Source organism: Rhodoferax sp. RT4P68 (assembly GCF_056521305.1).
In genome coordinates, this window is sequence record NZ_JBWMBB010000003.1 from 466,118 (window position 1) to 491,579 (window position 25,462).

Annotated in this window: 25 protein-coding genes; 6 read left to right on the forward strand and 19 right to left on the reverse strand. The window is 69.6% G+C overall.

Annotated features, from left to right (window positions below):
• Positions 1 to 187: 187 nt before the first annotated feature.
• The 7 genes from AC099J_RS08665 to AC099J_RS08695 form a co-directional block, all read right to left on the reverse strand.
• Positions 188 to 1,612 carry a sigma 54-interacting transcriptional regulator gene (locus tag AC099J_RS08665; RefSeq protein WP_479614831.1) on the reverse strand — a complete coding sequence of 475 codons (1,425 nt, stop codon included), beginning with the start codon at positions 1,610 to 1,612 and terminating at the stop codon, positions 188 to 190.
• Positions 1,613 to 1,623: 11 nt separating this feature from the next.
• Positions 1,624 to 2,322: a hypothetical protein gene (locus AC099J_RS08670; RefSeq protein ID WP_479614832.1), complete on the reverse strand. Its 699-nt coding sequence runs from the start codon at positions 2,320 to 2,322 to the stop codon at positions 1,624 to 1,626.
• On the reverse strand, positions 2,312 to 3,730 hold the full coding sequence (locus tag AC099J_RS08675) for a sensor histidine kinase (protein ID WP_479614833.1): 1,419 nt from the start codon (positions 3,728 to 3,730) through the stop codon (positions 2,312 to 2,314). Before AC099J_RS08675 ends, AC099J_RS08670 begins: the two co-directional genes overlap by 11 nt.
• Positions 3,727 to 5,085, reverse strand: coding sequence for a tRNA (N6-isopentenyl adenosine(37)-C2)-methylthiotransferase MiaB (gene miaB / locus AC099J_RS08680; RefSeq protein WP_479614834.1), 1,359 nt, complete (start codon positions 5,083 to 5,085; stop codon positions 3,727 to 3,729). The genes AC099J_RS08675 and miaB overlap by 4 nt, the downstream gene beginning before the upstream one ends.
• Before the next feature lie 80 nt (positions 5,086 to 5,165).
• Entirely contained in the window at positions 5,166 to 5,579 is a 414-nt protein-coding gene (locus AC099J_RS08685; RefSeq protein WP_479614835.1) for a hypothetical protein, read from the reverse strand.
• A gap of 93 nt (positions 5,580 to 5,672) precedes the next feature.
• Positions 5,673 to 5,963 (reverse strand): type II toxin-antitoxin system RelE/ParE family toxin, encoded by a 291-nt coding sequence (locus tag AC099J_RS08690; protein ID WP_479614836.1) that lies wholly within the window; start codon positions 5,961 to 5,963, stop codon positions 5,673 to 5,675.
• Positions 5,963 to 6,400 carry an antitoxin PaaA2 family protein gene (locus AC099J_RS08695; RefSeq protein WP_479614837.1) on the reverse strand — a complete coding sequence of 146 codons (438 nt, stop codon included), beginning with the start codon at positions 6,398 to 6,400 and terminating at the stop codon, positions 5,963 to 5,965. Before AC099J_RS08695 ends, AC099J_RS08690 begins: the two co-directional genes overlap by 1 nt.
• Positions 6,401 to 6,554: 154 nt before the next feature.
• Here AC099J_RS08695 and AC099J_RS08700 point away from each other — a divergent pair, with 154 nt between their 5' ends.
• Entirely contained in the window at positions 6,555 to 8,708 is a 2,154-nt protein-coding gene (locus tag AC099J_RS08700; RefSeq protein ID WP_479614838.1) for an FUSC family protein, read from the forward strand.
• A 20-nt stretch (positions 8,709 to 8,728) separates the two neighbouring features.
• On the opposite strand, the gene AC099J_RS08705 is transcribed toward AC099J_RS08700, so the two are convergent.
• From AC099J_RS08705 to argH, 7 genes are all read right to left on the reverse strand, one after another.
• On the reverse strand, positions 8,729 to 10,045 hold the full coding sequence (locus AC099J_RS08705) for a type II toxin-antitoxin system HipA family toxin (RefSeq protein ID WP_479614839.1): 1,317 nt from the start codon (positions 10,043 to 10,045) through the stop codon (positions 8,729 to 8,731).
• Between the two features lie 36 nt (positions 10,046 to 10,081).
• Positions 10,082 to 10,387 (reverse strand): helix-turn-helix domain-containing protein, encoded by a 306-nt coding sequence (locus AC099J_RS08710; RefSeq protein ID WP_479614840.1) that lies wholly within the window; start codon positions 10,385 to 10,387, stop codon positions 10,082 to 10,084.
• A gap of 72 nt (positions 10,388 to 10,459) precedes the next feature.
• Positions 10,460 to 11,518: an agmatinase gene (gene speB / locus AC099J_RS08715; RefSeq protein ID WP_479614841.1), complete on the reverse strand. Its 1,059-nt coding sequence runs from the start codon at positions 11,516 to 11,518 to the stop codon at positions 10,460 to 10,462.
• A gap of 4 nt (positions 11,519 to 11,522) precedes the next feature.
• Positions 11,523 to 12,359 (reverse strand): ABC transporter substrate-binding protein, encoded by an 837-nt coding sequence (locus AC099J_RS08720; RefSeq protein ID WP_479614842.1) that lies wholly within the window; start codon positions 12,357 to 12,359, stop codon positions 11,523 to 11,525.
• Between the two features lie 47 nt (positions 12,360 to 12,406).
• Positions 12,407 to 13,174: an amino acid ABC transporter ATP-binding protein gene (locus tag AC099J_RS08725; protein ID WP_479614843.1), complete on the reverse strand. Its 768-nt coding sequence runs from the start codon at positions 13,172 to 13,174 to the stop codon at positions 12,407 to 12,409.
• Positions 13,171 to 14,079, reverse strand: coding sequence for an amino acid ABC transporter permease (locus AC099J_RS08730; RefSeq protein WP_479614844.1), 909 nt, complete (start codon positions 14,077 to 14,079; stop codon positions 13,171 to 13,173). Before AC099J_RS08730 ends, AC099J_RS08725 begins: the two co-directional genes overlap by 4 nt.
• A 123-nt stretch (positions 14,080 to 14,202) precedes the next feature.
• Positions 14,203 to 15,690 (reverse strand): argininosuccinate lyase, encoded by a 1,488-nt coding sequence (gene argH / locus AC099J_RS08735; protein ID WP_479614845.1) that lies wholly within the window; start codon positions 15,688 to 15,690, stop codon positions 14,203 to 14,205.
• A 57-nt stretch (positions 15,691 to 15,747) separates the two neighbouring features.
• Here argH and AC099J_RS08740 point away from each other — a divergent pair, with 57 nt between their 5' ends.
• On the forward strand, positions 15,748 to 16,725 hold the full coding sequence (locus tag AC099J_RS08740) for a LysR substrate-binding domain-containing protein (protein WP_479614846.1): 978 nt from the start codon (positions 15,748 to 15,750) through the stop codon (positions 16,723 to 16,725).
• Positions 16,726 to 16,734: 9 nt separating this feature from the next.
• On the opposite strand, the gene AC099J_RS08745 is transcribed toward AC099J_RS08740, so the two are convergent.
• Entirely contained in the window at positions 16,735 to 17,493 is a 759-nt protein-coding gene (locus AC099J_RS08745; protein WP_479614847.1) for an IclR family transcriptional regulator, read from the reverse strand.
• 55 nt (positions 17,494 to 17,548) lie between these two features.
• A complete protein-coding gene (locus AC099J_RS08750) occupies positions 17,549 to 18,373 on the reverse strand; it encodes a TauD/TfdA dioxygenase family protein (RefSeq protein WP_479614848.1) in 825 nt (274 codons plus the stop codon).
• 237 nt (positions 18,374 to 18,610) lie between these two features.
• Between AC099J_RS08750 and AC099J_RS08755 the strand changes: the two genes are divergently transcribed.
• The 3 genes from AC099J_RS08755 (at position 18,611) to AC099J_RS08765 (ending at position 20,457) form a co-directional block, all read left to right on the forward strand.
• The gene (locus AC099J_RS08755) at positions 18,611 to 19,582 is read left to right on the forward strand and encodes a Bug family tripartite tricarboxylate transporter substrate binding protein (RefSeq protein WP_479614849.1); all 972 of its coding nucleotides are present in this window, start codon (positions 18,611 to 18,613) and stop codon (positions 19,580 to 19,582) included.
• 165 nt (positions 19,583 to 19,747) lie between these two features.
• Entirely contained in the window at positions 19,748 to 19,960 is a 213-nt protein-coding gene (locus AC099J_RS08760; protein ID WP_479614986.1) for a DUF4258 domain-containing protein, read from the forward strand.
• 20 nt (positions 19,961 to 19,980) lie between these two features.
• Entirely contained in the window at positions 19,981 to 20,457 is a 477-nt protein-coding gene (locus AC099J_RS08765) for a helix-turn-helix domain-containing protein (RefSeq protein ID WP_479614850.1), read from the forward strand.
• A gap of 45 nt (positions 20,458 to 20,502) precedes the next feature.
• On the opposite strand, the gene AC099J_RS08770 is transcribed toward AC099J_RS08765, so the two are convergent.
• From AC099J_RS08770 to AC099J_RS08780, 3 genes are all read right to left on the reverse strand, one after another.
• Entirely contained in the window at positions 20,503 to 22,449 is a 1,947-nt protein-coding gene (locus AC099J_RS08770; protein WP_479614851.1) for a M61 family metallopeptidase, read from the reverse strand.
• A 71-nt stretch (positions 22,450 to 22,520) separates the two neighbouring features.
• Positions 22,521 to 23,243 carry a DsbC family protein gene (locus AC099J_RS08775; RefSeq protein WP_479614852.1) on the reverse strand — a complete coding sequence of 241 codons (723 nt, stop codon included), beginning with the start codon at positions 23,241 to 23,243 and terminating at the stop codon, positions 22,521 to 22,523.
• Between the two features lie 31 nt (positions 23,244 to 23,274).
• The gene (locus AC099J_RS08780; RefSeq protein WP_479614853.1) at positions 23,275 to 24,429 is read right to left on the reverse strand and encodes an FAD-dependent monooxygenase; all 1,155 of its coding nucleotides are present in this window, start codon (positions 24,427 to 24,429) and stop codon (positions 23,275 to 23,277) included.
• Positions 24,430 to 24,518: 89 nt separating this feature from the next.
• Here AC099J_RS08780 and AC099J_RS08785 point away from each other — a divergent pair, with 89 nt between their 5' ends.
• A complete protein-coding gene (locus AC099J_RS08785; protein ID WP_479614854.1) occupies positions 24,519 to 25,445 on the forward strand; it encodes an MOSC domain-containing protein in 927 nt (308 codons plus the stop codon).
• Positions 25,446 to 25,462: the final 17 nt, after the last annotated feature.

Here is a 25,462-nt window from a genome sequence, read left to right on the forward strand (position 1 = left end):
GCTCATATGCACTACTCAATGCAAACCCCATGCCAGGTCGAAAAGACGTTGTGAATCAACAGCTTGCGCGCTATTTTCCGGGTTGCTGCAGATCGGGCCGCGAAACGGCCATCAAAACCCCCGAATTTGTCGCCAAACAGCGACAGGTATGGGCCCCGCTCAGGCTGACCCTATATGAATCAACAACTTAACCCTGTCGCGGATCGGCGACGGGGTCTGCGGTGCCCGGGCCGGCCTCGCCCTTGAACAGGCCGGGTGTCAGCTCGTGCTTCTGCATCAGGCGGTAGAACTCGGTGCGGTTGCGGTCGGCCAGGCGGGCCGCGTCGGCGGCGTTGCCGTCGGTCAGCTTCAACAGGCCGATCAGGTATTCGCGCTCGAACTTGCGCTTGGCTTCGGCATACGGCAGCACCTCGATGGCGGGCGTGCGCAGCGCGCGCTGCACCAGCGCCAGCGGGATCAGCGGTGTGGTGGACAGCGCGCAGACCTGTTCCACCACGTTGTGCAGCTGGCGCACGTTGCCGGGCCAGGCGGCCGTGGTCAAGGCTTTCAGGGCCTCCGGCGCGAAACCGGACAGGCGCTTGCTGTATTTGGCGGCCAGGCGCTGCAGGAAATGCTGGGCCAACAGCGGAATGTCTTCGCGCCGCTCGCCCAGCTCGGGCAGCGTCAGCGTGACCACGTTCAGGCGGTAGTACAGGTCTTCACGGAACTGGCCGGCGGCCATGGCGACTTCCAGGTCGCGGTGCGTGGCCGACAGGATGCGCACGTCCACCGGGATCGACTGGCTGGAGCCCAGCGGCCGCACGGCGCGTTCCTGCAGTACGCGCAACAGCTTGACCTGCAGCGCAGGCGGCATGTCGCCGATTTCGTCGAGCAGCAGGCTGCCGCCGTCGGCCGCCTGGAACAGGCCCTTGTGGTTGGTCACCGCATCGGTGAAGGCGCCGCGCACGTGGCCAAAGAGTTCGGATTCGAGCAGCGCCTCGGGGATGGCACCGCAGTTCACGGCGACGAAGGGCTTTTTCGCCCGGCTGCTGGCGCGGTGGATGGCGCGGGCCAGCAATTCCTTGCCGGTGCCGCTGTCGCCCAGCATCAGCACGCTCGCATCGGACTGGGCCACCATCTGCGCCTCGGCCAGCACCTCGGCCATGCGGCCCGAGCGGCTGACGATCTCGTCGCGCCAGCTCTCGTCGCCGCCGCCCCTGGGCGCCTGCACCACCGGGGCGGACAGCGCCAGCGCCTGGGCGATCTTGTCCAGCAGTGCCTTGCCGTCGAAGGGCTTGGTCAGGTAGGTGAAGACGCCGCGCGCCGTGGCCTCGACCGCGTCGGGAATGGTGCCGTGCGCGGTCAGCAGGATCACCGGCAGCGCGGGGTGCCGCGCCCGCACCAGGTCGAACAGCGCCAACCCGTCGCGACCGGGCAATTGCACGTCCGACAGCACCAGCTGCGGCTGCTCGATGTCCAGCTGGTTCAGCGCCGCCTCGGCCGAGCCCACGGCGCTGACGCGGTAGCCGGCGGCCGTGAGCCGCATCGACAGCAGCCGCAGCATGTCGGCATCGTCATCGACGACCAGGATGTGGGCCCGGTGCGCTGCGGTGGGGGAAGAGGCCTGGGGCATGGGGAGAGTTCTCAAGGCGGCGGCTTCGGCGAACCATTCGGCGGCGCCGGGCGTGAGGTCAGGCTGCGTTCGATGGCGCGCACCGCTTCCAGCCGCTCGTTCAGCAGATCGATGCGGCGCTGCTGCTCGCGCACCTGCTGGGTCTGCTGGGCCAGTTGGTCTTCCACGCGGCGCTGCTCGGCAAAGCGCGTGGCCAGCAGGCCGGCCAGCGGGTGCAGGCTGCGCGCGTCCTCGCGCGTGTTGCTCAGCACGCGGGCCACCAGGGCCTGGGCGCGCACCAGATCGTTCGGCGCGCGGGTTTGCGACAGGGCCAGCGCCAGCTGCAGTTCGTCGCCGGGCTGACGCGCGGCGTCGGGAATGTCGGCCAGCCGGGCCAGCTCCAGCGCCAGCTCGGCGCTCGGCAGCCTGCGCAGCCGTTCCGCGTAGACCAGCATGCCGTGGCTGGCGGTGCTGCTGTCGGGCCGCACCGCGCCGGGCAGGCCGCCTTGAACGGGCGTGCTGATGGCGGGTGCCGCCGGCATCGCCGGGTTGGTGGGGGGCGGGGTGGCCGGTGCGGCAGCGACCGGCGTGGCCGCCGGGGCTGACGGTGGCGCAACGGCGGGCGTCGGCGGCGGTGGAGGCCGCAACGCGCAGGCGCTCAGCAGCGCCACGGAGGCCAGCGCCGGCCAGCGCGCGCGCGACGCGCGGTAGGCGCGTGGTTCAGGGCACATGGGGTAGTTCGATCCGAAAGTGGGCGCCGGGACCGCCGGCCAAGAGCGTCATCTTGCCACCGTGCGCGGCAACGTACTCGTGCACGATGGAAAGCCCGATGCCGTTGCCCCGGACGGCGCCCTCGGGCTGGCGCTGGCCACGGTAGAAGGGCTCGAAGATGCGCGCCCGGTCGGCCTCGGCCACGCCCGGGCCCTGGTCGATCACGTCGATCACCACCTGCTGCTGCACCCGCGCCAGCCGCAGCGCAATGCGCCCGCCCGGCGGCGAGAAGCGGATGGCGTTGGACAGCAGATTGGCCAGCGCCGTGCCGATCTTGGTGGCGTCCACGCTGGCCACCAGGCTTTCGCCCTCGACCTGCACCATCAGCTGGTTGGCGCGCCATTGCAGGCGCTGGGCGTCGACCTGGTCCTCGATCAGCTGCAGCACATCCACGCGCTCGCGCTGCAGGTGGCTGGCGTCGAACGCGGCGGCGTTGAAGCGCAGCAGCGCCTCGATCTGGCTTTGCAGCTGCACCGTGTTCTGCCGCAGGATGGTCGCCACCTCGCGCTGGCTGTCACTCAGCTCGCCGACCACGCCGTCTTCCAGCAGCGACACGCCTTCACGCAGCGCCGCCAGCGGCGTCTTCAGCTCGTGCGAGATGTGGCGCAGAAAGCGCGCCTTGTCGGCGTCCAGCTCGGACAGCCGCAGCCGCAGCCAGTCGAGCTGCTGGCCGATGCGGTGCACGTCGGACGGGCCGGGAATGTCGATCGGCGTGTCCAGCTCGTTCTGGCCGAGGCCGACGATGGCGCGCTCCACCCGCTTGAACGGCCGCGCCAGCCAGATGCCTAGCGCCACCGCCAGCAGCAGCGCCAGCGCCACCATGCCGATAACCTGCCGCGTGATCTGCATGCGGCTGGTGTCCAGCTCGGCGTTCAGTGCGCCGCGTCGCTGCTGGATGGCGGCCTGCATCTGCTGCGCGATGGCCGAGTTCAGTGCGTCCAGTTCGCGGAACTCGGCGGCCAGCCCGCGCTCGCGTTCCAGTGCCGTGTCGCTGTCGCCCTCCATCAGCCGAACGATCTTGGCCAGCTGGCCATGCCAGCGCGCGGCCAGCGGCGCCGGCAGGTCGGCCGGCTGCAGGCTGGCCACGATCTTGCGGGCCTCGGCAGCCGCTTCTTCGAAACGCCGGCGCAGCAGGTTGTCGTTCAGGATCAGCGACTGGCGGGCCGCCCGCTCCATGGTGGCGCTGCGCTCCGTCAGCGTCTGGGCGGCGCCGTTCAGCTCCAGCGTGCGCGCCGAAAACCCCAGGCTGCGCGCCATCAGCCCGTCGAAGGTGAACACTGCGCGCAGCGCCACGCCGCCCAGCAGCACGGCGATCAGCAGAAAGGCCAGCAGCAGCAGCTGGCGAAACGAGCCGCGTGGCAGCTTCACGCAGCCGCGTCCGTCGTGCAGACCTCGCCGCGCAGCGAATACGAGTTCGCCGCGGTCACGCGCACATCGATCATCTGGCCAACCAGCCGGGTCGGAGCGGGGAAGTTGACGACGCGGTTGCACTCGGTGCGGCCCATCAGCTCGGGCACGTCGCCGTAGTTGCGCTTGGCTGGGCCTTCCACCAGGATGCGCTGCACCGTGCCCACGCGGCGCGCGGCGATGGCGCGCACGTTGGCGTCGACCACGCCCTGCAGGTGCTGCAGGCGCTTCAATTTCACGTCGTGCGGCGTCTCGTCCGCCAGGTTGGCGGCCGGCGTGCCGGGGCGCGGGCTGAAGATGAACGAGAAGCTGTTGTCAAAACCGATGTCGTCGATCAGCTTCATCATCTTGCCGAAGTCTTCCTCCGTCTCGCCGGGGAAGCCGACGATGAAGTCGCTGCTCATCGCCATGTCCGGCCGGATCGCGCGCAGCTTGCGCACGGTCGACTTGTATTCCATGGCCGTGTAGCCGCGCTTCATGGCCATGAGGATGCGGTCCGAGCCGTGCTGCACGGGCAGGTGCAGGTGGCTGACCAGCTTGGGCACGCGGGCATAGACCTCGATCAGCGGCAGCGTGAACTCGTTGGGATGGCTGGTGGTGTAGCGGATGCGTTCGATGCCGGGGATCTCGGCCACCGTCTCGATCAGTGTGGCGAAGTCGGCGATCTCGTCGCTGCCCTTGTTCGCCTCGCCCATGCGGCCCCGGTAGGCGTTCACGTTCTGGCCCAGCAGCGTCACCTCTTTGACGCCCTGGTCGGCCAGGCCGGCGATCTCGACCAGCACGTCCTCGAACGGGCGCGAGACTTCTTCGCCGCGCGTGTAGGGCACCACGCAATAGCTGCAGTACTTGGAGCAGCCTTCCATGATCGAGACGAACGCCGTTGCGCCCTCGACGCGCGCCGGCGGCAGGTGGTCGAACTTTTCGATCTCGGGAAAGCTGATGTCCACCTGCGGCTTGTTCAGGCGCGCGCGCTCGTCCAGCATCTGTGGCAGGCGGTGCAGCGTCTGCGGGCCGAACACCACGTCTACATACGGCGCGCGGGCGATGATGGCGTCGCCCTCCTGGCTGGCCACGCAGCCGCCCACGCCGATCTGCACGCCCTTTTTCTTCAGGTGCTTGACGCGGCCGAGGTCGGAGAACACTTTCTCTTGCGCCTTCTCGCGCACCGAGCAGGTGTTGAAGAGGATCAGGTCGGCTTCCTCCACGTCCTGCGTCGGCTCGTAGCCCTGGGCCGCGTGCAGCACGTCGGCCATCTTGTCCGAGTCGTACTCGTTCATCTGGCAGCCGAAGGTTTTGATGAAGACTTTCTTGGTCATGGCGTTCTCGCGGGGCGGCAGGGGCAAAGGGAAGCGGGCGGCGCGGGCCGCTCCGAGGGGACGGGCGGGGAAGGTGCGGCCTACTGCCCGTACTTGGGCAGCAGGTGGAACGGCGTCTTGCCGTCGTCCCTGGGGCGGGTGTCTTCTTCGAAGGCGAAGATGAAGTTGCGCTCGCGCGTGGCGCCGGGCCGCTTGAGCGCCGCCTCGGCCTGGTTCAGCAGCCAGACCTCGTGGATGAGGCCGTTCGATTCGCGCACGTAGTTCACCACCAGGCGTTCGCCGGCGATGTGGGAGGACAGCACCATCTCGTTGCGCGGCCCGCGGATGCGTGCGCCGGGCGAGAGCCGGTCGGCCTTGCCGTCCAGCACCACCTCGGGCGGCATGGTGACCTGCAGCACGCCGCGCAGCGCGGCGACCGGAAAGTCGCGCACCTGTGCCTGGGCGGCTGTGGCGAGGAGGAGGGTGGAGGCGATCAGGGGAAGGCAGCGGTTCATGGTGTTCATCCAGAGGCTGGGAGGGGGGATTTTAGGGGGCGGGCGAAAGCGCTCGCTACGGGTTTGTCATCGCGCGGCCGGCGCTCGGCGCCGTCACGCATCTGGTGGCCACTTCTGGGCGGTGTGGAGCACGCGCAGCACGGTCACCGTGCCGCCTGCGTCCTCGATGCGGTAGACCATCACGTAGTTGGGTCGCACGACGATTTCCCGTGTGCCCTTCACACGGCCTGCCCGGTAGAGCGTGGGCCGCTGCCGAGCTTGCTCGGCCTTGGCCTCGAAGTCTTGGTCCAAGGCCACCGCTGCGGCCGGGTTGTCCTGTGCGATGTAGTCCATGATGCTCTCGCGATCAGCGAGCGCCATCGGACGCCATACCAGGCGGGGCACTATGCGCGATGCTGCAGTGCGGCCCTTCGTTCGGCGAAGAGCGCGCGGGCTTCTTCATCCGATACGCTCTCGCGCGGGTCATCGACGCTGGCCTGTACCTGCTCACGGAACCAGGCGTCGTAGGCGGCCGCTTCGTGTGCGCGTTTCAGGGCCTCGGCCCGGTCGGGACGGCGGGTCGCCGTGGCCGGGTCCGGGTCATAGCCGGCCGCGTCCACCTCGAAGCGGGCGATGCCCACCGCCTTGAGGTAGGCAACCAGCGTCTCCAGCCTGCGAAACAGGCGCACTTGCCGGCTGCGCTGTGCGGCCAGTGGCCGCTCCGTCTTGCCGGACTTGACCAATACCGACCAGCCGCCACTGTGGCCCACGATCTGAGCACCCCTGACGGCCCCAGCCTCCACCAGGCGTGACAAGGTGCTGTGGTCGATTGTTTCTGTCATGGGGTCACCTGGTTGATTGCTGCATCCGCGCTGCATTTAACAGTTGTGATGTTAGCGGTTAACTGTTGTTCGCACCTGTTGAAGCTGCAGCTGTGCGAGGTGCTGGTGGCATCGCTGGCTACCATCGCCTGTTCTTTCCGAAGGGACGACCGCGTTGACCCCAGCCATCCGCGACATCCGCCGCTGGCCCTGGCACCTGCCGGCCCATGTGCTGAGCGGCATCGGCGTGGCGCTGGGCGTGCTGGTGGTGCAGCTGGTGGTGGGCGCGGCCGGCGGCACGTCTGCTGCCCTGCTGGCCTCGGGCGGCGCCATCTTCGCCAGCCTGGCCGATACGCCCAACCCGCCGGAGCGCACCTGGCGCCGCGTGGCCATGGGCGCCACCGTGGGCTTGGTCGCCAGCGTGCTGATCACGCTGCTGCGCGGCCATGCGCTGGCGCTGGGCGTTCTGATCGTGGCCCTGGCCTTCGGCGCCAGCATGCTGCTGGCCTGGGGCGTGCGCGCCGGGCCCATCTCGTTCGTGCCCATCCTGGCTGTGGTCTTTACCATGGCCGGGCCGCCGCCGCAGGGCTGGCAGGCGCAGGCGGTGCATGCCGGGTGGACGGCGCTCGGCGGGGCGTTGTACTGGGCCTGGGCGCTGCTGGCGGCACGCCTGCTGCAGCCGCGTTACCGCGCGCTTGCACTCGACGGTGTGCTGCAGGCCACGGCGGCGCTGTTCCGCTCCCGCGCGCGCATGCTGGCGCTGGAGCCGCGCGCCGCGCAGGGCGCGCTGCCGCTGCAGGATTGGATGCAGCGCCAAGTGGCGCTGGACGAGCGTCTGCAGGCCGCGCGCGACCTGCTCTTCGCGGCCGCCGGTACGCCCGAGGCTGAGCGCCAGATCGCCGTCCTGCTGCGTGCCATCGACCTGCGCGACACCCTGCTCGGCAGCGAGCTCGACCTGGACCTGCTGGGCGTCGACGCCGCAGCCGAGCGCCTGCGCCTCGCTCTGGCCGCACGCATCGAAGCCACCGCCGCCATGCTGGAGCGCACGGCCACCGCCGTGCAGTTGGCACTGCCGCTGGACAGCGTGGCCGGGGCAAGGCCCGTAGCCGACGGCCTGCCCGCCGCCGTCGAAGGTTTTGCTGCTGACCCGCGCCGCCGCGCGCTGGCCGGTGCGCTGCAAGACCGCGCGCTGCACCTGGACCACGACCTCGCACAGATGCTGGCGGCCTGGCAGGGCGCGGCCACGCCGGGGCCGCTGCACGCGGCCGAGCTGCAGTTCTTCCTATCGCCCGAAGGCTTTCCGCTGGCTGGGCTGCGGCCGCACCTGCGCCTGGGCTCGCCGGTCCTGCGCCACGCCATCCGCAGCGCCGTGGCGCTGGGCACGGCTTATTTCCTAGCGCTGGCGCTGCCGTGGACATCACACCCGCACTGGCTGGTGCTCAGTGTGGCGGTGGTGTTGCGCGGCAACCTGGACCAGACGCTGTCGCGCCGCGATGCGCGCGTGGCCGGCACCGTGCTGGGCTGCCTGTTGGTGCTGCTGTTCGCATCGTTGGGCCAGTACTGGCTGTCCGGTGTGGTGTTCCTGGTGGCGGCCGGCACGGCCCATGCCTTCGTCAACGTGCGCTACTTGGTGACGGCCGTGGCCGCCACGGTGATGGCGCTGCTGCAGGCCCACATGGCGCACCCGGCTGGCGGCTTCGACATCGGCGAGCGGCTGGGCGACACGGTGCTGGGTGCGCTGCTGGCCTGGGCCTTCTGCTACGTGCTGCCGGCCTGGGAACGGCGCAGCCTGGTGCGCCTGGTCGACCGCGTACGCAGTGCCGCCCGCGCGCTGGTGCACGAGAGCGTCCGCTGGCCCGAGCCCGGCCAGGCCGACGTGCCGCTGCGCCTGGCGCGGCGCGAGTTCTACGAAGCCATCGGCGGCATCGCTGCCAGCGCACAGCGCAGCCAGGCCGAGCCCACGCGCGTGCAGATCGCGCTGCCCGCCATGGCCACGCTGCTGACGCGCTGCCATGTGTTGCTGGCCCAGTTGGCGGGCGTGCGCACGCTGCTGGAGAGACGGCGCGAGCGGCTGGACCCGCAGGCCACGCAGGCCGTGCTGCACGAGGCGGTGGCCCGCATCGACCGGCTGCTGGCGCCGGGCAGCGGCGCTGCCCAAGAGGCGCGGGCGACGGTGCCGGGAGGGCTGGCCCCGCCCGTGCTGCGCTGGGTCGAAGAGCCCGACGAACTGCTGCCCTGGCTGGAGCGCCGGCTGGGGTTGGTGGCCGACAGCGCTGCTGAGGTGGCGGCGGCTGCGGCGGCCGTACGGCCCGCCAGCGCGAGGGGTTGACGCGAGGCCTGAGCGGGGGCCTAGCCAGCCGTGCGCCGCTGTCGCCGCGCCCACGCCTGCACCGAAGGATTGCCCTGCACATGCGCCCAGATGGCCTGGCGCTGGGTGGCCGTCAGCGGCAGCTCGCCCAGCAGCGCGGGCCACAGCGTCATGGCCCGGTCCACCGTCTCCTGCACCGCCGCGCGCAGCGTGACTTCGGATAGTTCCCACGCATTGGCCAACTTGCGCAGCACGGCCGGCGTCAGCGCGGCGGCACCCGTCTGTCCGGGCACGAACTTCAATGCATGGCCGCGCCCGCCCAGGTAGGCCGCGTAGGCCACGATGTCATAGGCCGGCGCCAGCCGGGGCGCGTGCGGGTCGGTGTAGAGCAGGCTGAAGTTCTTCAGGTGCGCGTCATAGTTGCCCAGCAGCTCGTTGACCTTGATGCGGCGCACCAGCTCCAGCAGATCGGCGTGCGCGTCGGCACTGGCGATGCGCAGCGCCAGGCCGAGGGCGGCATAGGTGCCGTCGTACTTGGCGTCGGGGTCCATGCCCTGGGCCTGGGCCATGTCTTCCATGTGCAGCCGGCCGTTGGGCGTGGGTGCGTCCCGGTCGAAGCGGCGCACCAGCAGGAACTGCCGGTCGTCCTCGCGCAGCTCGAACGGCAACCGCGCGGCGATCGCACTGAGCGGCTTCAGTTCGACCTCGCAGGTCACCACGCCGGCCGCGCGGGCCAGCGCCATGGCGGAGAACTCCACCTCGGGCAACTGCGGGTAGTCGCTGGCCGGCAGCTTGCCGATGAAGTGCACATTCGTGTCGAGCTTGGAGCGCATCACGTAGCGGCCGCCGGGTGCCTGCACCAGCGCCACCTTGGGCTGCACGCCGGAGATGGACTGCGCTTCGGGCGTGGGCAGCTGGCCCGAACTCATCTCGTAGGCGTCGCGGCCCTGGCCGATCAGCCGGCCCAGCGCGGGCTCGTCGAGCTGCTCGCGCAGCGCGTAGACATTGCCGGGCAGGTCGGTGCCGCAGTAGGACAGCAGGCCCAGCTCGTCGTCCGGCGGCAGGCCGGCATCGGCCAGCAGGTGCTTGCGCAGCCGGCCTTCGGGCAGCAGCCCGCGGAAGAACGGGGGCAGGCGGCCGTTGCCCGGCCCGCGGTTCACCGCCAGCGTGGGGCTCAGCAGCTGGGTGCGGGTGGCGTCCTCGGTCTCGGCCAGGTAGAGCTGCGAGAGCACCGGCCGCGCCGGGTCGAGCGCGTAGGCATCGTCGACGTGGAAGTAGACGCGGCCGTCGTCCAGGCCGAACAGCGAGCCGACATCGACCTGGCCCAGGCGGATGCGCAGGGAGCGGACGACGCTCATGGGCTTGTGTGGTTGGCGAGTGCGGGCGGCTTCACGTCAACTGCGCCCGCGTGGCGCGGCGATGGGCGTCAGTGCGGCGAGCCGGCGTTGCAGCGCGGTCGGCTCCAGTGCGCTGTCTCCTGCCGCAGCAGCCGCGATGGACCGAGGCACCAGCGCCAGATCCAGCCCCAACTGCTCGCACAGCGCCAGCAAGGTGGCCAGCTCGACATTGGCTTTGCCGGTCTCCAGCGCCTGCACGGTGTTGCGGTGCAACCCGGCTGCCGCGCCCAGCTCCGCGGCTGATTGGCCCAAGGCCTTGCGGGCTTTGCGGATTTGGATGCCGAGGGTGGCAAGCGTGCTCATGCCTGCAATTTAGCACTTCATGGTGTTCATTTCAACGAAATGCATTTTATGAAGTGCGTGGCTCCGATTGCGCTAACGCGTCTCGACCTGCCCCAGCGCATGCGCCACCAGACACAGCTCCAGGAACAGCACCTGCGCCCCCACCTGCGCCGTGTTCGTCGTCGCGTCGTATTGCGGCGCCACCTCGACCACGTCGCCGCCGACGATGTCGCAGCCGCGCAGGCCGCGCAGGATGGCCAGCACCTCGCGTGGCGTCAGCCCGCCCACCTCGGGCGTGCCGGTGCCGGGCGCGAAGCCGGGGTCGATGCCGTCGACGTCGAAGGTCACGTAGACCGGGCCGTCGCCGACCACTTCGAGCGCCCGGGCGATCACGGCGTCCGGCCCCATGCGCATCACGTCTTCGGCGTGCAGCACGGTCATGCCGGCGTCTTCGGAGAATTCCCACAGGTATTCCGCGCCGCCGCGAATGCCGATCTGGATGCTGCGTTCCGGGTCCAGCACGCCGTCCAGCACGGCCTGGCGGAACGGGCCGCCGTGGTGAAACTTGGAGCCCTCGTACATGCCGCCGGTGTCGCAGTGCGCGTCGATGTGCACCATGCCCACGGGCCGGTCGCGGCCCAGCGCGCGCAGGATGGACAGCGTGATCGAGTGGTCGCCGCCGACCGACAGGGGGATGACGCCGGCCGCCTTCACGCGCGTGTAGAAGGCCTCGATGTCCTCGTGGCAGCTCTCCAGGCTGAAGCGGCTGCGAAACGGCACGTCCCCCACATCGGCCACCTTCAACGTGGTCATCGGCGCGATCTTGAGCGCGTGTTCGATCGGGCCCACGCGCTCGATGCCGCGCACCGCGCGCGGCCCCAGGCGCGCGCCGGCGCGGTTGGTCACGCCCAGGTCCATGGGCACGCCGATCAGGGCCACGTCCAGCCCGCCGAAGTCGGGCAGATCCGGCGCCTCGGGCCGGTAGTCGGTGCTGAGGAAGGTGGCCGCGCCGGAGAACGGCCACTTGCGCCGGTCGCCGCCGTCTGAGAACTGCTGGTCGGCCACGGCGCGGAACACCGGGTCGTCGCTCTGCGCGCCGCTGGCCTCGGCGTATTTGCGGCGCAGGGCTTCGAGTCGTTCGGGGGTGGTCATCGCGTCACTGGCCCTTGTTCACGCCGAACTCGGGCAACGCGTTCTGGCGCATGTTGTATTTGGCGAGCAGCGCGTCGTAGGTGCCGCTCTTGCGCAGCGCGTCCAGCGCGGCCTTGACGGCATCGCGCGTGGCGGTGTCGGCCTTGGTCGTGGGGATGCCAGCCAGGTTCTCGGCGAAGGGTTCGCCCAGCAGCACGTAGCTGTTCGGCTCCAATTTCTGGAAGTAGGGCAGCGTCTCGTTGCCCTGCACGGCGGCGTCGAGGCGGCCGGTCTTGAGCTGGGTGCGCGCGTCGACCGATCCTTCGGTGCCCACCACGGTGATCGCCGGTTTGCCCTTGCCTTCGCAGTTGGCCCTGCTCCAATCTGCCATCTGCGTTGGCCAATTGGTCGAGCGGCTGGCGCCCACCTTCTTGCCACACAGGTCGGCCATGGTCTTGATGCCGGCAGCGGCGCCGGCCGGCGTTGTGTAGAACTGCGGGCCGGTGCGCAGGTAGTCGACGAAGTCCACCGTCTCGCGCCGCGCGGGCAAGTCAGACATGCCGGCCATCACGATGTCGACGCGGCCCGTGGTCAGCGATGGCAGCATCTGCGCAAAGCCGATCTCTTGCCATTCCACCGGAACACCCATCTCCTTGGCGATGGCCTCGCCCAGTTCCACGTCGAAGCCCATCAGCTTGTTGCTGGCCGGGTCCTTGTACGAAATCGGCGGGTAGTTGGGCTGGGTGGCGATGATGAGCTTGCCCGCCTTCTTGATGCGCGCGGGTGCCTCGACGGCGATGGCGCTGGTGGCGAGTGCGGCAAGCACGGTGGCGGCCAGCAGGTGGTGGGCGATGGTCTTCATGGGGGCGGCTCCAGGGGGGTGGGATGGATCGGGAAAGAAGGCGGCGATCACGTGATCACTGCCGCGATGAACTCCTGCGTACGCGGGTGCTGCGGTGCCGTGAGGATCTGCGTGGCCGTGCCGTGCTCGACGATGGCCCCGCCGTCCATGAACACCACGCGGTCGGCCACTTCGCGTGCAAAGCCCAGCTCGTGCGTGACGACCACCATGGTCATGCCGCTTTTGGCCAGGTCGCGCATGACAGTCAGCACTTCGCCGACCAGTTCCGGGTCCAGCGCAGAGGTGGGCTCGTCGAACAGCATCAGCTGCGGCTGCATGGCCAGCGCGCGCGCAATCGCCACGCGCTGCTGCTGGCCGCCCGAGAGTTCGCTGGGGTAGTGGTTTTGCCGGTCCGCCAGGCCGACGCGGGCCAGCAACTCGCGTGCCTCGCGCTGGGCCTCCATGCGCGGGCGGCGCTGCACGGTGACGGGGCCTTCGGTCACGTTTTCCAGCACCGTCATGTGGGCGAACAGGTTGAAGCGCTGGAACACCATGCCGACCTTGCGACGCTGGGCCGCGACCTGCGCGTCGTCCAGCGGGTGCAGGGCCTGGCCGACGATGCGGTGCCCGGTCAACTCGCCATCGACCCAGATGGCGCCGGCGTCGATGCTTTCCAGCTGGTTGATGCAGCGCAGAAGCGTGCTCTTGCCCGAGCCCGAGGGGCCGATGATGCACAGCACCTCGCCCGGGGCCACTTCGAGGGAGATGTCTTTCAGTGCGTGAAAGTTGCCGAAATGCTTGTCGACAGCGGCGATGCGGACCATCGGGGCCGTCATGCGCCTGCCCCTTCAGCCTTGGCGGCGACGGTGGTGGCAGCCGGCGCGCCGGCAATCGCGCGCCTGACCTGCCCCCGCGCGAAGCGCTTCTCCAGCACCATCTGGCCCAAGCTGAGAAGCGTCACCACGGCCAGGTACCAGACGCTGGCGACCAGCAGCAGCTCGATCACCAGCCCGTTGGCGTAGTAGACCGTCTGTGCGCTGCGCAGGATGTCGGGGTACTGGATGACGCTGGCCATGGCCGTCAGCTTCACCATGCTCACCACCTCGTTGCCCACCGGCGGGATGATGACCCGCATCGCCTGCGGCAGCACGATGCGCCGCAGCAGCGTGAGGCGTGTCATGCCGATGGCCTTGGCCGCCTCGGTCTGCCCCAGGTCGATCGACAGGATGCCGGCACGCACCACCTCGGCCGTGTAGGCGCCCTGGTTCAGCCCCAGGCCCAGCAGCGTGGCGACGAAGGGCGTCATCACGTCCACTGTGCGCCAGCTGGCCACACCGGGAATGCCCAGCGTGGGGAACACCAGCGCCAGGTTGAACCACAGCAGCAACTGCAGCAGCAGCGGCGTGCCGCGAAACATCCAGATGTAGAACCCCGCCACGCCGCGCAGCACCGGGTTGGGCGACATCTTCATGACCGCGAACAGCACCCCGCTGGCCAGGCCCAGACCCATCGCCAGCACCGTCATGACGAGCGTGAAGCCCAGGCCGGTGAGGATGGATTTGGCGGTGAGGAACTGGGCCACAACCGGCCAGTTGATCTGGCCCTGCGCGAAGGCGCGCACCACCAGCGCGAGCAGCGCCAGGATGGCCGTGGCCGCCAGCCAGCGGCCCACATGGTGGCGGCGCACGCGGGGCAGGCGGGTGGCATCGGGCGGGGAGGCCGCCGGGGCAAATGTGGTCATCGGTGGTCTCCAGCGAAGGCGCGCGGCAGTCGATGCAAAGGATCGGTCGTTCCCCCTCTTCCCAACCCGTTGACCGCAAGGGGCGAGGGGCTCAAGCGGCGGGCTGACGTGGCGGGCTTCATCTCAAGCCCTTGCCGGTGCATGGCCACCGTTGGCCCAGTGCCGCTGCGCCGCCACCTTGGCCTGCAGCCGCGCCAGTTGCTCGGCCACGCGCTCGGGGGCAGTGCCGCCCCAGGCACTGCGCGCCGCCACTGCGCTCTCCAGCGTCAGATGCGGCAGCAGCGCGGCCGTCAAGCGCGGGTCGATGGCGGCCAGATCGCCCTCCGTCAGCGCCTCCAGCTCGACGCCCTGGCGCTCGCAATACAGCACGGCCGCGCCCGCCACTTCGTGTGCCTGGGCGAACGGTGTGCCCTGGCGCGCCAGCCAGTCGGCCACCTCGGTGGCCAGCGTGAAACCCTCGCCAGCCTGCGCGCGCATGCGGGCCGTGTCCACCCGCCAGGTGCGCACCATGCCGGCCACGGCTGGCAGGCACAGGGCCAGCGCATCGACGCTGTCGAACACCGCGTGCTTGTCGGCGAACAGGTCGCGGTTGTAGGCCAGCGGCAGCGATTTGCAGGTGGCCAGCAGGCCCGTCAAGTTGCCGATCAGCCGGCCCGAGATGCCGCGCGTGAGCTCGGCGATGTCCGGGTTTTTCTTCTGCGGCATGATCGATGAGCCGGTCGAGAAGCTGTCGTGCAGCCGCATCCAGCCGAACTGGCGGCTGCACCACAAGCAGATCTCCTCGCACAGGCGCGACAGGTCCACACCGATCTGCGCCGCGACGAACAAAAACTCGTTGGCATGGTCACGGCTGGCGACGGCGTCGATCGAGTTGTCGCAGGCGCCCAGGTAGCCCATCTCCTGCGCCGCCATCTCCGGGTGCATCGCAATGGCCGAGCCGGCCAGCGCGGCCGCACCCAGCGGCGAGCGGGCGGTGCGCCAGTCCCAGTCGTGCAGCCGGTCCAGGTTGCGGGCCAGTGCCTGTGCGTGCGCCAGCAGCTGGTGGCCCCAGACGATGGGCTGCGCGGGCTGCAGATGCGTGAAGCCGGGCGCCAGCGTCGTGGTGTGCTGCCCGGCCTGGGCGATCAGCGCGTCCATAACGTCCAGCAGCATGCCGCCCAGCCCGCGGGCCTGCTCGCGCAGGTACAGGCGCAGGTCGTTGGCGGTCTGGTCGTTGCGCGAGCGGCCGGCGCGCAGCTTGCCGCCCAGCGGCCCCAGGCGCTCGGTCAGCAGGCGTTCGATGAAGGTGTGCACATCCTCGTCGCGCGGCGCGGGCACGGATCGGCCGGTGGCGATGTCGGCCTCGATCTCGTCCAGCGCGGCCAGCATGCGCACCGTCTCGCCGGCGTCCAGCAGGCCGGCGCGTTCCAGCTCGCGGGCATGGGCACGGCAGCCGCGCAGGTCTTGCGGTGCGAGGCGAAAGTACGATGGCGGCGAGGTCGACAGGCGCATCAGCGCGGCATCGGGGCCGCTCTCGAAGCGGCCGCCCCACAGCAGGCCGGCCTCGGCAGGCGGGGCGTCGCCGGGCTGGTGGCTGCCGTGCGGCGTTGCGTTCTGGCTTGGATGTTGCATGCCTTGCATTGAAGCGGCAGGCCCCTGGTCGCACAATCCATTTAATCTCATCGACCCATGACGAACACGCATGCGCCCGACTCGGTCGGCCTGGACGCGGCACCGCCCAGCCGGCGACTGCCGCCGCTGGCCGCGCTGCGCTTTTTCTGTGTGGCGGCGCGCACCGGCAGCTTCACGCGCGCGGCTGAAGAGCTGTGTGTGACACAGGGCGCCGTCAGCCGCCAGGTGCTGCTGCTCGAAGAGTTCTACGGCCAGCCGCTGTTCCTGCGTCAGGCGCGCGGGCTGGTGCTGACGGAATCGGGCCAGTTGCTGGCGCAGACCGCCAGCACCGCGCTGGAGCAGATCGCGCGGACGACGCAGGTGCTGCGCCGGCGCATGGAGCTGCGCGAACTGCGCTTCATGATGCCCACCTGCGTGATGCTCTGGGCCATGCCGCTGGTGATGCGGCTGCAGGCGCAGCACCCGGGCTTTCGGATCGCGGTGAACACCACGCTGTCGCACGCGCTGGATGAAGAGCGCTTCGATGCGGGCATCGTCTACGAGCGGCTGGACGCCGCGTTGCCGCGCCACCGCCTGCTGTTCGCCGAGCGGCTGACGCCCGTGTGCTCACCGCGCATGACGCAGGTGGCGCAGGGCGCGCAGGCGCTACGCGTGCCGGCCGACCTGGCGCGCAGCGTGCTGCTGCATGCGCGGCCCGACCACCAGGACTGGCGCCAGTGGCTGGACGCCTCGCGGCTGGACCAGATCGACCCGGCGGTGGGGCTGGATTTCCAGACGCTGGATCTGTCGAACTCCGCTGCGGCCGAGGGCTATGGTGTGGCGTTGGGCGACCGCGTCATCGCGCAACCCGCCATCGACAGCGGCCGGCTGTGCGCGCCGTTCGATATCGATGTGGAGACCGGGTACGGCTACTTTCTGTGCTGGCATGAAAGCCATGCCGAGCGGGCCGAAATTCTGCATCTGGGGGCGATGTTCAGCGCGGCGCTGCGCGAGAGTGCGGCGGAGCCGGTGCGGCCGCTGCTGCGCAAGGGCTGACGGCAGGTTTCACCCCTCCCGGTTCAACTGGCGCGCCACGACGCTGCAGGTCCCCACCAGCTGCTGGGCGCAGTCCATCATGCGGTCCTGCATGCGGTGGCGGGGGCCGGCCACGGCGACGGCCAGCGTTTCGCGGCCGACGGTGAGGAACGCGGCCACGGCCCAGACGTCGTCTACGTTTTCGCCGTGCGTCTGGAAGAAGCCGGCCTGCCGGCTCTGCAGCACCTCGGCCACCAGCGCATCGGCCTCGGTGATGGTGGCCGGCGTGATGCGCGTCAGCGCCCGGCCGGCCACCCATTCGCGCAGCGCCGGCTCTTTCAACGCGCCGAGCAGGGCCTTGCCGATGGAACTGGAATGCAGCGGCTTGAGGTCGCCCGGGTGTGCCGAATAGCGAATCGCATGCAGGCCTTCGAGCACCTGGAGATAGACCACCGCATCGCCCTGGCGCTTGCCCAGGATCACGGTCTCGCCCGTTCCGTTGCGCAGCTCTTCCAGCAGTGGCGTGGCGTGCTCGATGAACGGGTCGCTGGCGTCGATCTCGCGCATCACGTCGAGCATGCGCCGCGTGGGGTACAGCGCACGCGGATGCGCCAGCGTGTAGAGGTAGCCACGCGCGGTCAGCGTGTTGACGATGGCGTGGCAGGTGCTCTTGGGCATGTCCACGGCCTCGGCCAGGTCCGTCAGCGACAGCGGCCTGCGGCTGGCACGGAACGCCTCGAAGATGTCGATCACGCGGTCGACTGCGGTCACGCTGCCTGCTGCTGCCATGGGTGCTCCTGGTGGGCGGAAATTATGGTCCGCCTGTGCAGGGCCGGCCGCAGGGTCAGACCGGCCGGTCCCCCTGCAGCGTGATGCGGTGCATCACGCGGCGGTGCCCGTGGTAGTCGTTCACCGGGTTGTGCTGCGCGCAGCGGTTGTCCCAGAAGGCGATGGTGTCCGGCTCCCATCGGAAGCGGCAGGTGAACTCGGGCTTGACCTGGTGCGCGAACAAGAAGTGCAGCAGCGGCGCGCTCTCCTCGTCCGTCAGGCCCACGATGCCGGCCGTGTGCGCCACGTTCACGTACAGCGCCTTGCGGCCGGTCTCGGGGTGGGTGCGCACAACGGGATGTTCGGCGCGGTATTCCTTGGGCGCCTCCTGCTTGCCGTCGCTCTTGATGCGGTCCTCGCGCGTCTTGCTGACGTCGGCCTTGGCCGAGCTGCTGATGCCCACCAGCGGATCGAGCAGCGTCTTCATCGTCGGCGACAGCGCCTCGTAGGCTGCGTACTGGCTGGCGAACATGGTGTCACCGCCGTACGGCGGCGCTTCGCGCGACAGCAGCATCGAGCCCATCGGCGGCTCTTGCAGGTAGGTGGTGTCCGAATGCCAGATGCCGCCGAAGTTGGTGGTCTCGTGCTCCAGCTTCTTGACTTCGATGATGTGCGGGAAGCCCTCCAGCCCCTTGACGAACGGGTATTCGATCGGCTCGCCCATGGCCTTGGCGAACTGCAGGAACTGCGCTGGCGTGAGCGGTTGGCGCTTCAGGAAGATGACCTGGTGATCGAGCAGCGCGCGGCGGATCTCGGCCGCCGATTCGGGCGTGAGCTGCGTTGCCAGGTCGATGTCCAGCAGTTCGGCGCCCAGCGCGCCGGCGATTCGTTTCACATGCATGGTGGGCCTTGTGGTCGTGATGGTGGTCGGGGTGGCGGCACTCTAGCCCCGCGCCCCGGCGTGCCGTTCGGCCGGGCGAACAAACCGGGGCAGGGCGCGCCCCGCCGTGCTGATATCCAGCGCTTGTTCAGCCGGCTGAATTTCGCGCGCAGGAATTCCCGCTTGTGGCCAGGCGGGTGGGGCGGTGTACTGCAGGGCTTCGCGCCAGCCGGCGCAGACTCTCAAACCGGAGATCCGATGTCCCCCACGCGCACTCTGAAGACCCTGCTCACCACAGCGGTGCTGGCCACCGCCACGTTGGCCGGCGCGCAGTCCACCTACCCCAACCGGCCGGTCAAGATCGTCGTGCCGCAGACGCCGGGTGGCGCGTCCGACGCGCTGGCCCGCATCGTCGGGCAGAGGCTGACCGAAAAATGGGGCCAGCCGGTGGTGGTGGAGAACCGCGCTGGCGCCGGCGGCAACGTCGGCATGGAGGCGGTGCTGGCCGCGCCGGCCGACGGCTACACGCTGCTGATGACCTATGTGGGCACCCAGGCCATCAACGGCGCGCTGTACAAGGGCTTGACCTTCGACCCGGGCCGTGACTTCGCGCCCGTGGCCACCTTGGCCACCGTGCCCTTCGTGGTCGTCGCCAAGGCCGGCGCCGCCTTCAAGACGGCAAGCGAGCTGGCCGATGCCGCGCGTGCCGGCCGCGTCACCTACGGCTCGGCCGGCAACGGCTCGGTCAACCACCTGCTCGGCGAGATGTTCAGCAGCGCGGCCAACGTGAAGATGGTGCACGTGCCCTACCGCGGCGCGGCCCCGGCGCTGCAGGATTTGCTAGGCGGCCAGATCGACGTGGTGTTCACCAGCCTGCCGTCGGTGGCCGGTCAGATCCGCACCGCCGCGCTGCAACCCATCGCCGTCACCAGCCGGCAGCGGGCGGCGGCGTTCAACACCATTCCCACGGTGGCCGAAAGCGGCTTTGCCAGCTTCGACGTGAGCCCGTGGTTCGGCCTTGTGGCGCACAAGAACATGCCGCGCGAGCTGATCGCCAAGGTCAACCAGGATGTGAACGAGATCCTGCGCAACAAGGACGTCGCCGAGCGCTTTGCCGCGCAGGGCGCCGAGCCCTATGCCACGACGCCGGCCGAGTTCGCGACCGTGCTGGCGGCCGACATCGAGAAGTGGGGCGCAGTGGTGCGCGCGTCTGGGGCGAAGATCGACTGATCGATCGTTACAGCAAAAACGCGACGCCTTGATTGGGAGTACGATCACCATCGAGGCATAAAAATTATGGGTTGCGAGGCGCTGAGAAAGAAGAGCAAAGACCAGTTAGCCAAGCACATTCGCCTGGTTGCGAAGGTCACGGCCAACGTCGTGCTGACGGTCCACATGAAGCGGCGGATGCAAGAGAGAAGGGTGACGGCGTCGATGGTCTACGAGTGCCTGCGGCTTGGGCAGATCGTGCAGGTGCCTGAGGAAAACCACCAGAAGGGCACGCTGGAGTGCCGCATGGAGCGGTACTGCGCGGGCTGCAACTGCACGGTCGTGGTGGCCCTGAACGACGACTACCCGGACCTGATCTGCGTGACGGCTTGGATCTAAGCGCGATGAAAGGAAAAACGATGTACCACTACACCGAGAGCGGGCTCGACAACGTGTGGCTGGAAAACGGCTACACGGAGCGCAAGACGCCTTACGGCAAGGGAGTCTCCATCGACGATGCGGATGGGCTGCACAAGGTGCTGGTGAGCGCCATTCTGAACAAGAAGGGTCGGATCACCGGGAAAGAGCTGCGCTTCCTGCGCATCGAACTTGGGTTGTCGCAGGACAACCTTGGCACGTGCCTCGGGTCCACCGACCAATCGGTCAGCCTGTGGGAGCGCACTGGCAAGGTGCCAGCGACCAGCGACGCACTCGTGCGGCTGATGGTGATCGAGCGATTGCGTGGGAACGAAACGGTGACGGCGGTTCTGGATCGGATCAACGATGTAGACCGTCTGGTGCATCAGAAAATCGTGGCCAGAGAATCGCGGCGCAGGTGGACGTCCGAGGTCCAGGATGGGGCCGCCGAAGGCGCGCACACCGCCTTGGCGGCCTGAGTCACAAGGTCAGTTCACACGTTCAAGCGGTGGCGTAGGCCAGGATCAGGCAGTCTTCGCCCCCGCCGCGCGACCCAGCCAGGCCTCCACGGCCAGCGCGTTGTCGATGGCCAGCCGCCAGGTCTTGCCCTCGCCTGGGGCCGGCAGCTCCAGCCGCAGCCGCAGCAGGCGCTGGTCGCGCGCGATCAGCGCTGTCAGGTGCCGCGTGCGGCCGGCATACAGCGGCAGGTCGTCCAGGCGGCTCAGGCGCCAGCCGCCGTTCTCGGTCTCCACGCCCAGCCACTCGTCGCCCGCAGCAAAGCCGGCCTGCTCGGCCAGGCCGCCGCGCAGCACCATCTTGACGTGCACGCCAGGGCCATCGCCTACCCGCAGGCCCAGGCGCTGCGTCAGCTGGGCGGGGTCGTCGTGCACCGCCACGCCGTGGCGCGTCAGGAGCTCGCGCAGCGGCAACTCGTCGCGCCCGTGCACCCAGGCGGCCAACTCGGCGTCCAGCGGGCGGCCGGCGGCATCGGCCAGCACGGCGGCCAGGTCGGCCTCGGCCAGCGGGCCGGCATCGCAACGGGCCCACAGTGCGCGCATCACGTCGTCGAGCTGGGTGCGGCCCTCGGCGCGCAGCGTCAAATCCAGGCACAGCGCCACCAGCGCGCCCTTGGCGTAATAGCTGACGGTGGCGTTCGGCGTGTTCTCGTCCGAGCGGTAGTACTTGACCCAGGCGTCCATGCTGGCCTCGGCCACCGACTGCACCAGCCGGCCCGGCGTCTGCATGACCTGGTTGATGGTCTTGTTGAGCAGCCGCACGTAACCGGCGTTGTCCAGCAGCCCGGCGCGGCGCAGCAGCAGGTCGTCGTAGTAGCTGGTGAAGCCTTCGAAGAACCACAGCAGCCGTGTGTACTGCTCGGCGTCGTAGTCGTAGCGCGCGAACTCGGCCGGGCGCAGGCTCTTGACGTTCCAGGTGTGGAAGTACTCGTGGCTGATCAGCCCCAGCAGCGTGGTGTAACCCTCGGCCTGGCGTGTGGTGTGGCCGGCAGGCGTGCCCTCGCCGTTGGCATTGCCACTGCCATTGCCATTGCCGGTCGCTTCATCGCGGCGCGGCAGGTCGCGGCGGTTGCAGAGCAGGGCCGTGGAGTTGCGGTGCTCCAGCCCGCCGTAGCCGTCGTCCACCGCGTTCAGCATGAAGACGTAGCGCTTGTGCGGTGGGCGCGCGCTGCGGGGTGCGCTCTTGTCGGCCTTGTCCGATGGCTTCTCGCCCTTGTGCGACGGGTGCCAGAAGCGGATCTGCTCCTCGCAGATCTTCTGCGTGTCGTGCAGCAGCCGCGCGCCGTCGAACGATGGCGGCGCGCCGGCCACCACGAAGCGGTGCGGAATGCCGCCGGCCTTGAACTCACCCTGCCAGAAGTGGCCCAGCTCGAACGGGCAGTCGACCAGCTCGTCGTAGTCGGCCGCGCGGTAGTGGCCGAAGCCGGCGGCATCGACCTGCACGCTGGCAAGGCCGGTCGCCACGTGCCAGTTGGCTGCGGTGCGCGATGCCACCAGCTCGAAGCCATGCGGCTGCGCCTCGTGGCCGTGCACGCGCAGGCACAGGCTGGTGCCGTTGAAGAAGCCGCGGTGGCTGTCCAGGAAGGCCGTGCGCACCGAGCTGTCGTTGGCATACACCACGTAGCGCAGCACCAGCGGCTTGCCGGGCTCGGCCGTCAGGTCCCAGCTGTGCTTGTCCAGCTGCACGCATTCCACGGCGCGGCGGCCCTGGTGTGCCTCCAGCTGCTGCAGGTGCTTGGAGAACTCGCGCACCATGTAGCTGCCGGGAATCCACACCGGCAGCGAGACGCGCTGCAGCGCCGAGGGCTGCTGCACCGTCAGCGTCACCCGGTACAGGTGGGCGTGCAGGTCGGCCAGTTCGACGCGGTAGGCAACAGGGGGGGTGTCGTGGTGCGGGTCAGAGCCCGTGCTGCGCGCCGCCGGAGCGTGGGGCGCGGGGGAGGAAAGCGTCGGCATGTACCGAGAATACAGGAGCGCCCGTGGCGCTACGGGCGCGCCGGCACCGCTCGCGCGATGCCGGGTGCCGCTCAGTTCTTCTTGCTCGCGGCGACCAGCATCTGCTCGACCTCGGCCCCTGGCACGGCCCCCGGCACGCGCGTGCCGTCTGCGAACAGCAGCGTCGGCGTGCCGGTGATCTTGTGCTTCTTGCCGAAGTCCACGTTGCGCGCGATGGCGGAGGCGTCGCATTGCGCGGCCGGAATGACCTCGTTGCGCAGCATCCAGCCCGACCAGACCTTGGCCTTGTCCTTGGCGCACCAGACGTGTTGCGACTTGGTCAGCGAATCCGGCCCGAGCACCGGGTAGAGGAACAGGTGCACGGTGACGTTGTCGATCTTCTCCAGATCGCGCTCGAACTTCTTGCAATACCCGCAGTTCGGGTCGGCGAACACGACCAGCTTGCGCGAGCCGTCGCCGCGCTTCATCGTGAAGGCGTCCTTCAGCGGCAGCTGCCTGAAATCAATGGCCGTCAGCTTGTCCAGCCGTTCCTCGGTCAGGTTGCGCCGGGCCTTGGTGTCGTAGACCTGGCCCTGGATCAGGAAGTTGCCTTCAGCATCGGTGTAGACGATCTCGGCGCCGGCGAGCCGCACCTCGTACAGGCCGGCCACGGGGGTCTTGCTGACCTCCTCGATCGCCGGCAATTGCGGCAGCCGCTCGGCCAGGTTCTTGCGGATCGCCGCCTCCTGGGCAAAGGCCGGCAGGGCGGCCAGGAGCAGGGCGGCAAGGGCGCCGCGGCGCAGGGAAAGCTTCATCGGATGGTCCATTCAAAAGGGTAGCGAGAGGTCACTGGCCATTGGCGCGGCGCGCGACCCAGGTCTTGATCGGTCCGCTGCGCTCGAAGCCCTTCATGCCCCAGTTGCGCAGCCCCTGCCAGGCCGGCGTGTCGTGGGCGAAGAGCTGCTGCAGCCCGTCGGTGGCCAGGCGCATGGCCGCCAGCGCGGTCTTGCGAGCGCGTTCGTAGCGGCGCAGCAGGCGCAGGTCGGCCACGCTGCGCCAGGGCTCGCGCGCGCGCAGCACGGCCACCAGTTCTGCGGCGTCGCCCAGGCCCAGGTTCAGCCCCTGGCCGGCCAGCGGGTGCACGGTGTGGGCGGCGTCGCCGGCCAGTGCCCAGGCCAGGGCCTGGCCATCGGCCGCCGTGCGCACGCCCGCGAAATGTCGGGCCTGGGCCAGTTGCAGCGGCCAGACGGCGCGCTCGCCGATGACCTGCAACGCGCCCAGCGCGCCGTGGCTGAGTTGTTCCAGCGCCTGCGCGAACGCGGCATCGTCCAGCGCCATGCTGGCGGCCACGCGGTCTTGCGGCAGCGACCAGACCACGGCCACCGTGTCGCCATTGGCGCCGCCCAGCGGCAGCAAGGCCAGCACTTCATTGGCCAGCAACCATTGCCGTGCCACCTGGCCGTGGGGCTGGGCGCATTGCAGGCGCGTGGCAATGGCGCTCTGGCCGTAGGGGTGCACGTCGTAGTCCACTCCCAGCTCGGTGCGGGTGCTGCTGGCCTTGCCCTCGCAGACCACCGTCAGCGTGGCGGCGGGGGCGGTATCGCACAGCTCGATCTGCGGCTGGTAGCGCACAGCCTCGGCCAGGCGCTGCTCCAGCGCAGGCACGTCGACGATCCAGGCCAGCGGCACGCCCTGGCCCTGGCCCTGGCGTGCGGCGTCGAAATGAACCTGGCCACCGTCGTCGCCGACCACGTGCATGGCCTGCACCGGTGTGGCGTGCGCGGCGTCGGGCCAGCAGCGCAGCGATTCGAGCAGCTCGCGTGAGGCCAGGTTCAGCGCATACGCCCGCACATCCGAGGTTTCGCCGCCACGGCGCGCCGCGCCGGCCGGCGGCGCCACCAGGGCCACGCGCAGGCGCTCACGTGCCAGCAGCAAGGCCAGCGTGCGGCCCACGATGCCGCCGCCGCGGATGCAGATGTCGAACGCAGGGGATGAAGGCATCGCGGGATTGTAGGAGTCGGGTTTGCCGGGCCGGGGCAGGCTGGCCGGGCACAATTCGTGTCCCCTTGCCACCCGGAAGTTCCCCCACCGTGACCCTCTCTGACGCTGCCCCACCTACCGGCCCCGACACCCCCACGCGCGACGTGGAGGCCCGCATCGCGCGGTTGTTCGTCTACCCGGTCAAGTCCTGCGCCGGCGTCGAGGTGCCCGAGGTGCTGCTGACCGAGACCGGCCTGGAGTTCGACCGCGCCTGGATGGTGGTGGACGAGGCCGGCGTGTTCGTGACCCAGCGCGAGCTGCCGCGCATGGCGCTGATCCGCCCGCAGCTCAAGCACTTCGAGATGGTGCTGCGCGCGCCCGGCATGCTGGCCCTGCACATCGCGCTGGACACGGTGGAGGCGCCGGTGCAGGTGCGCGTGTGGCGCGACCGCGTGCAGGCCTACGACATGGGCGATGTGGCCGCCCAGTGGTTCAGCGATTTCCTGAACGCCGAGCGGCCGGCCGGCACGCCGCCCCGCGCGCTGCGCCTGGTGCGCTTCGACCCGGAGCACAAGCGCCTGTCCAACAAGCGCTGGACCGGCGATGTGGACGCGCAGACCCAGTTTGCCGATGGCTTCGCCGTGCTGGTGCTGGGCCAGTCGGCATTGGACGGCTTGAACGCGCGGCTGCAGGCGGCCGGCCACGCGGCCGTGGGCATCGAGCGCTTTCGCCCCAACATCGTGCTGGAGGGCATCGACGCGCACGACGAAGACCGCTTGGACGTGCTGCACATCGCCACGGCCGATGGCGTCGCGCAGCTGAAGATGGTCAAACCCTGCCCGCGCTGCCCGATCCCCAACATCGACCCGGCAACCGCCCTGTCCAGCCCCGAGGTGGGCGATGCAATGCAGGCCTACCGGGCGCTGGAGGTGGTCGACGGCGCGATCGCGTTCGGCATGAACGCCATCGTGCTGGACGGCATCGACCACGCGCTGCGGCCAGGGCAGGCGGCGAGCGCCGACTTTCGCTTCGACTGAAGCACGTCGGCAGCGCC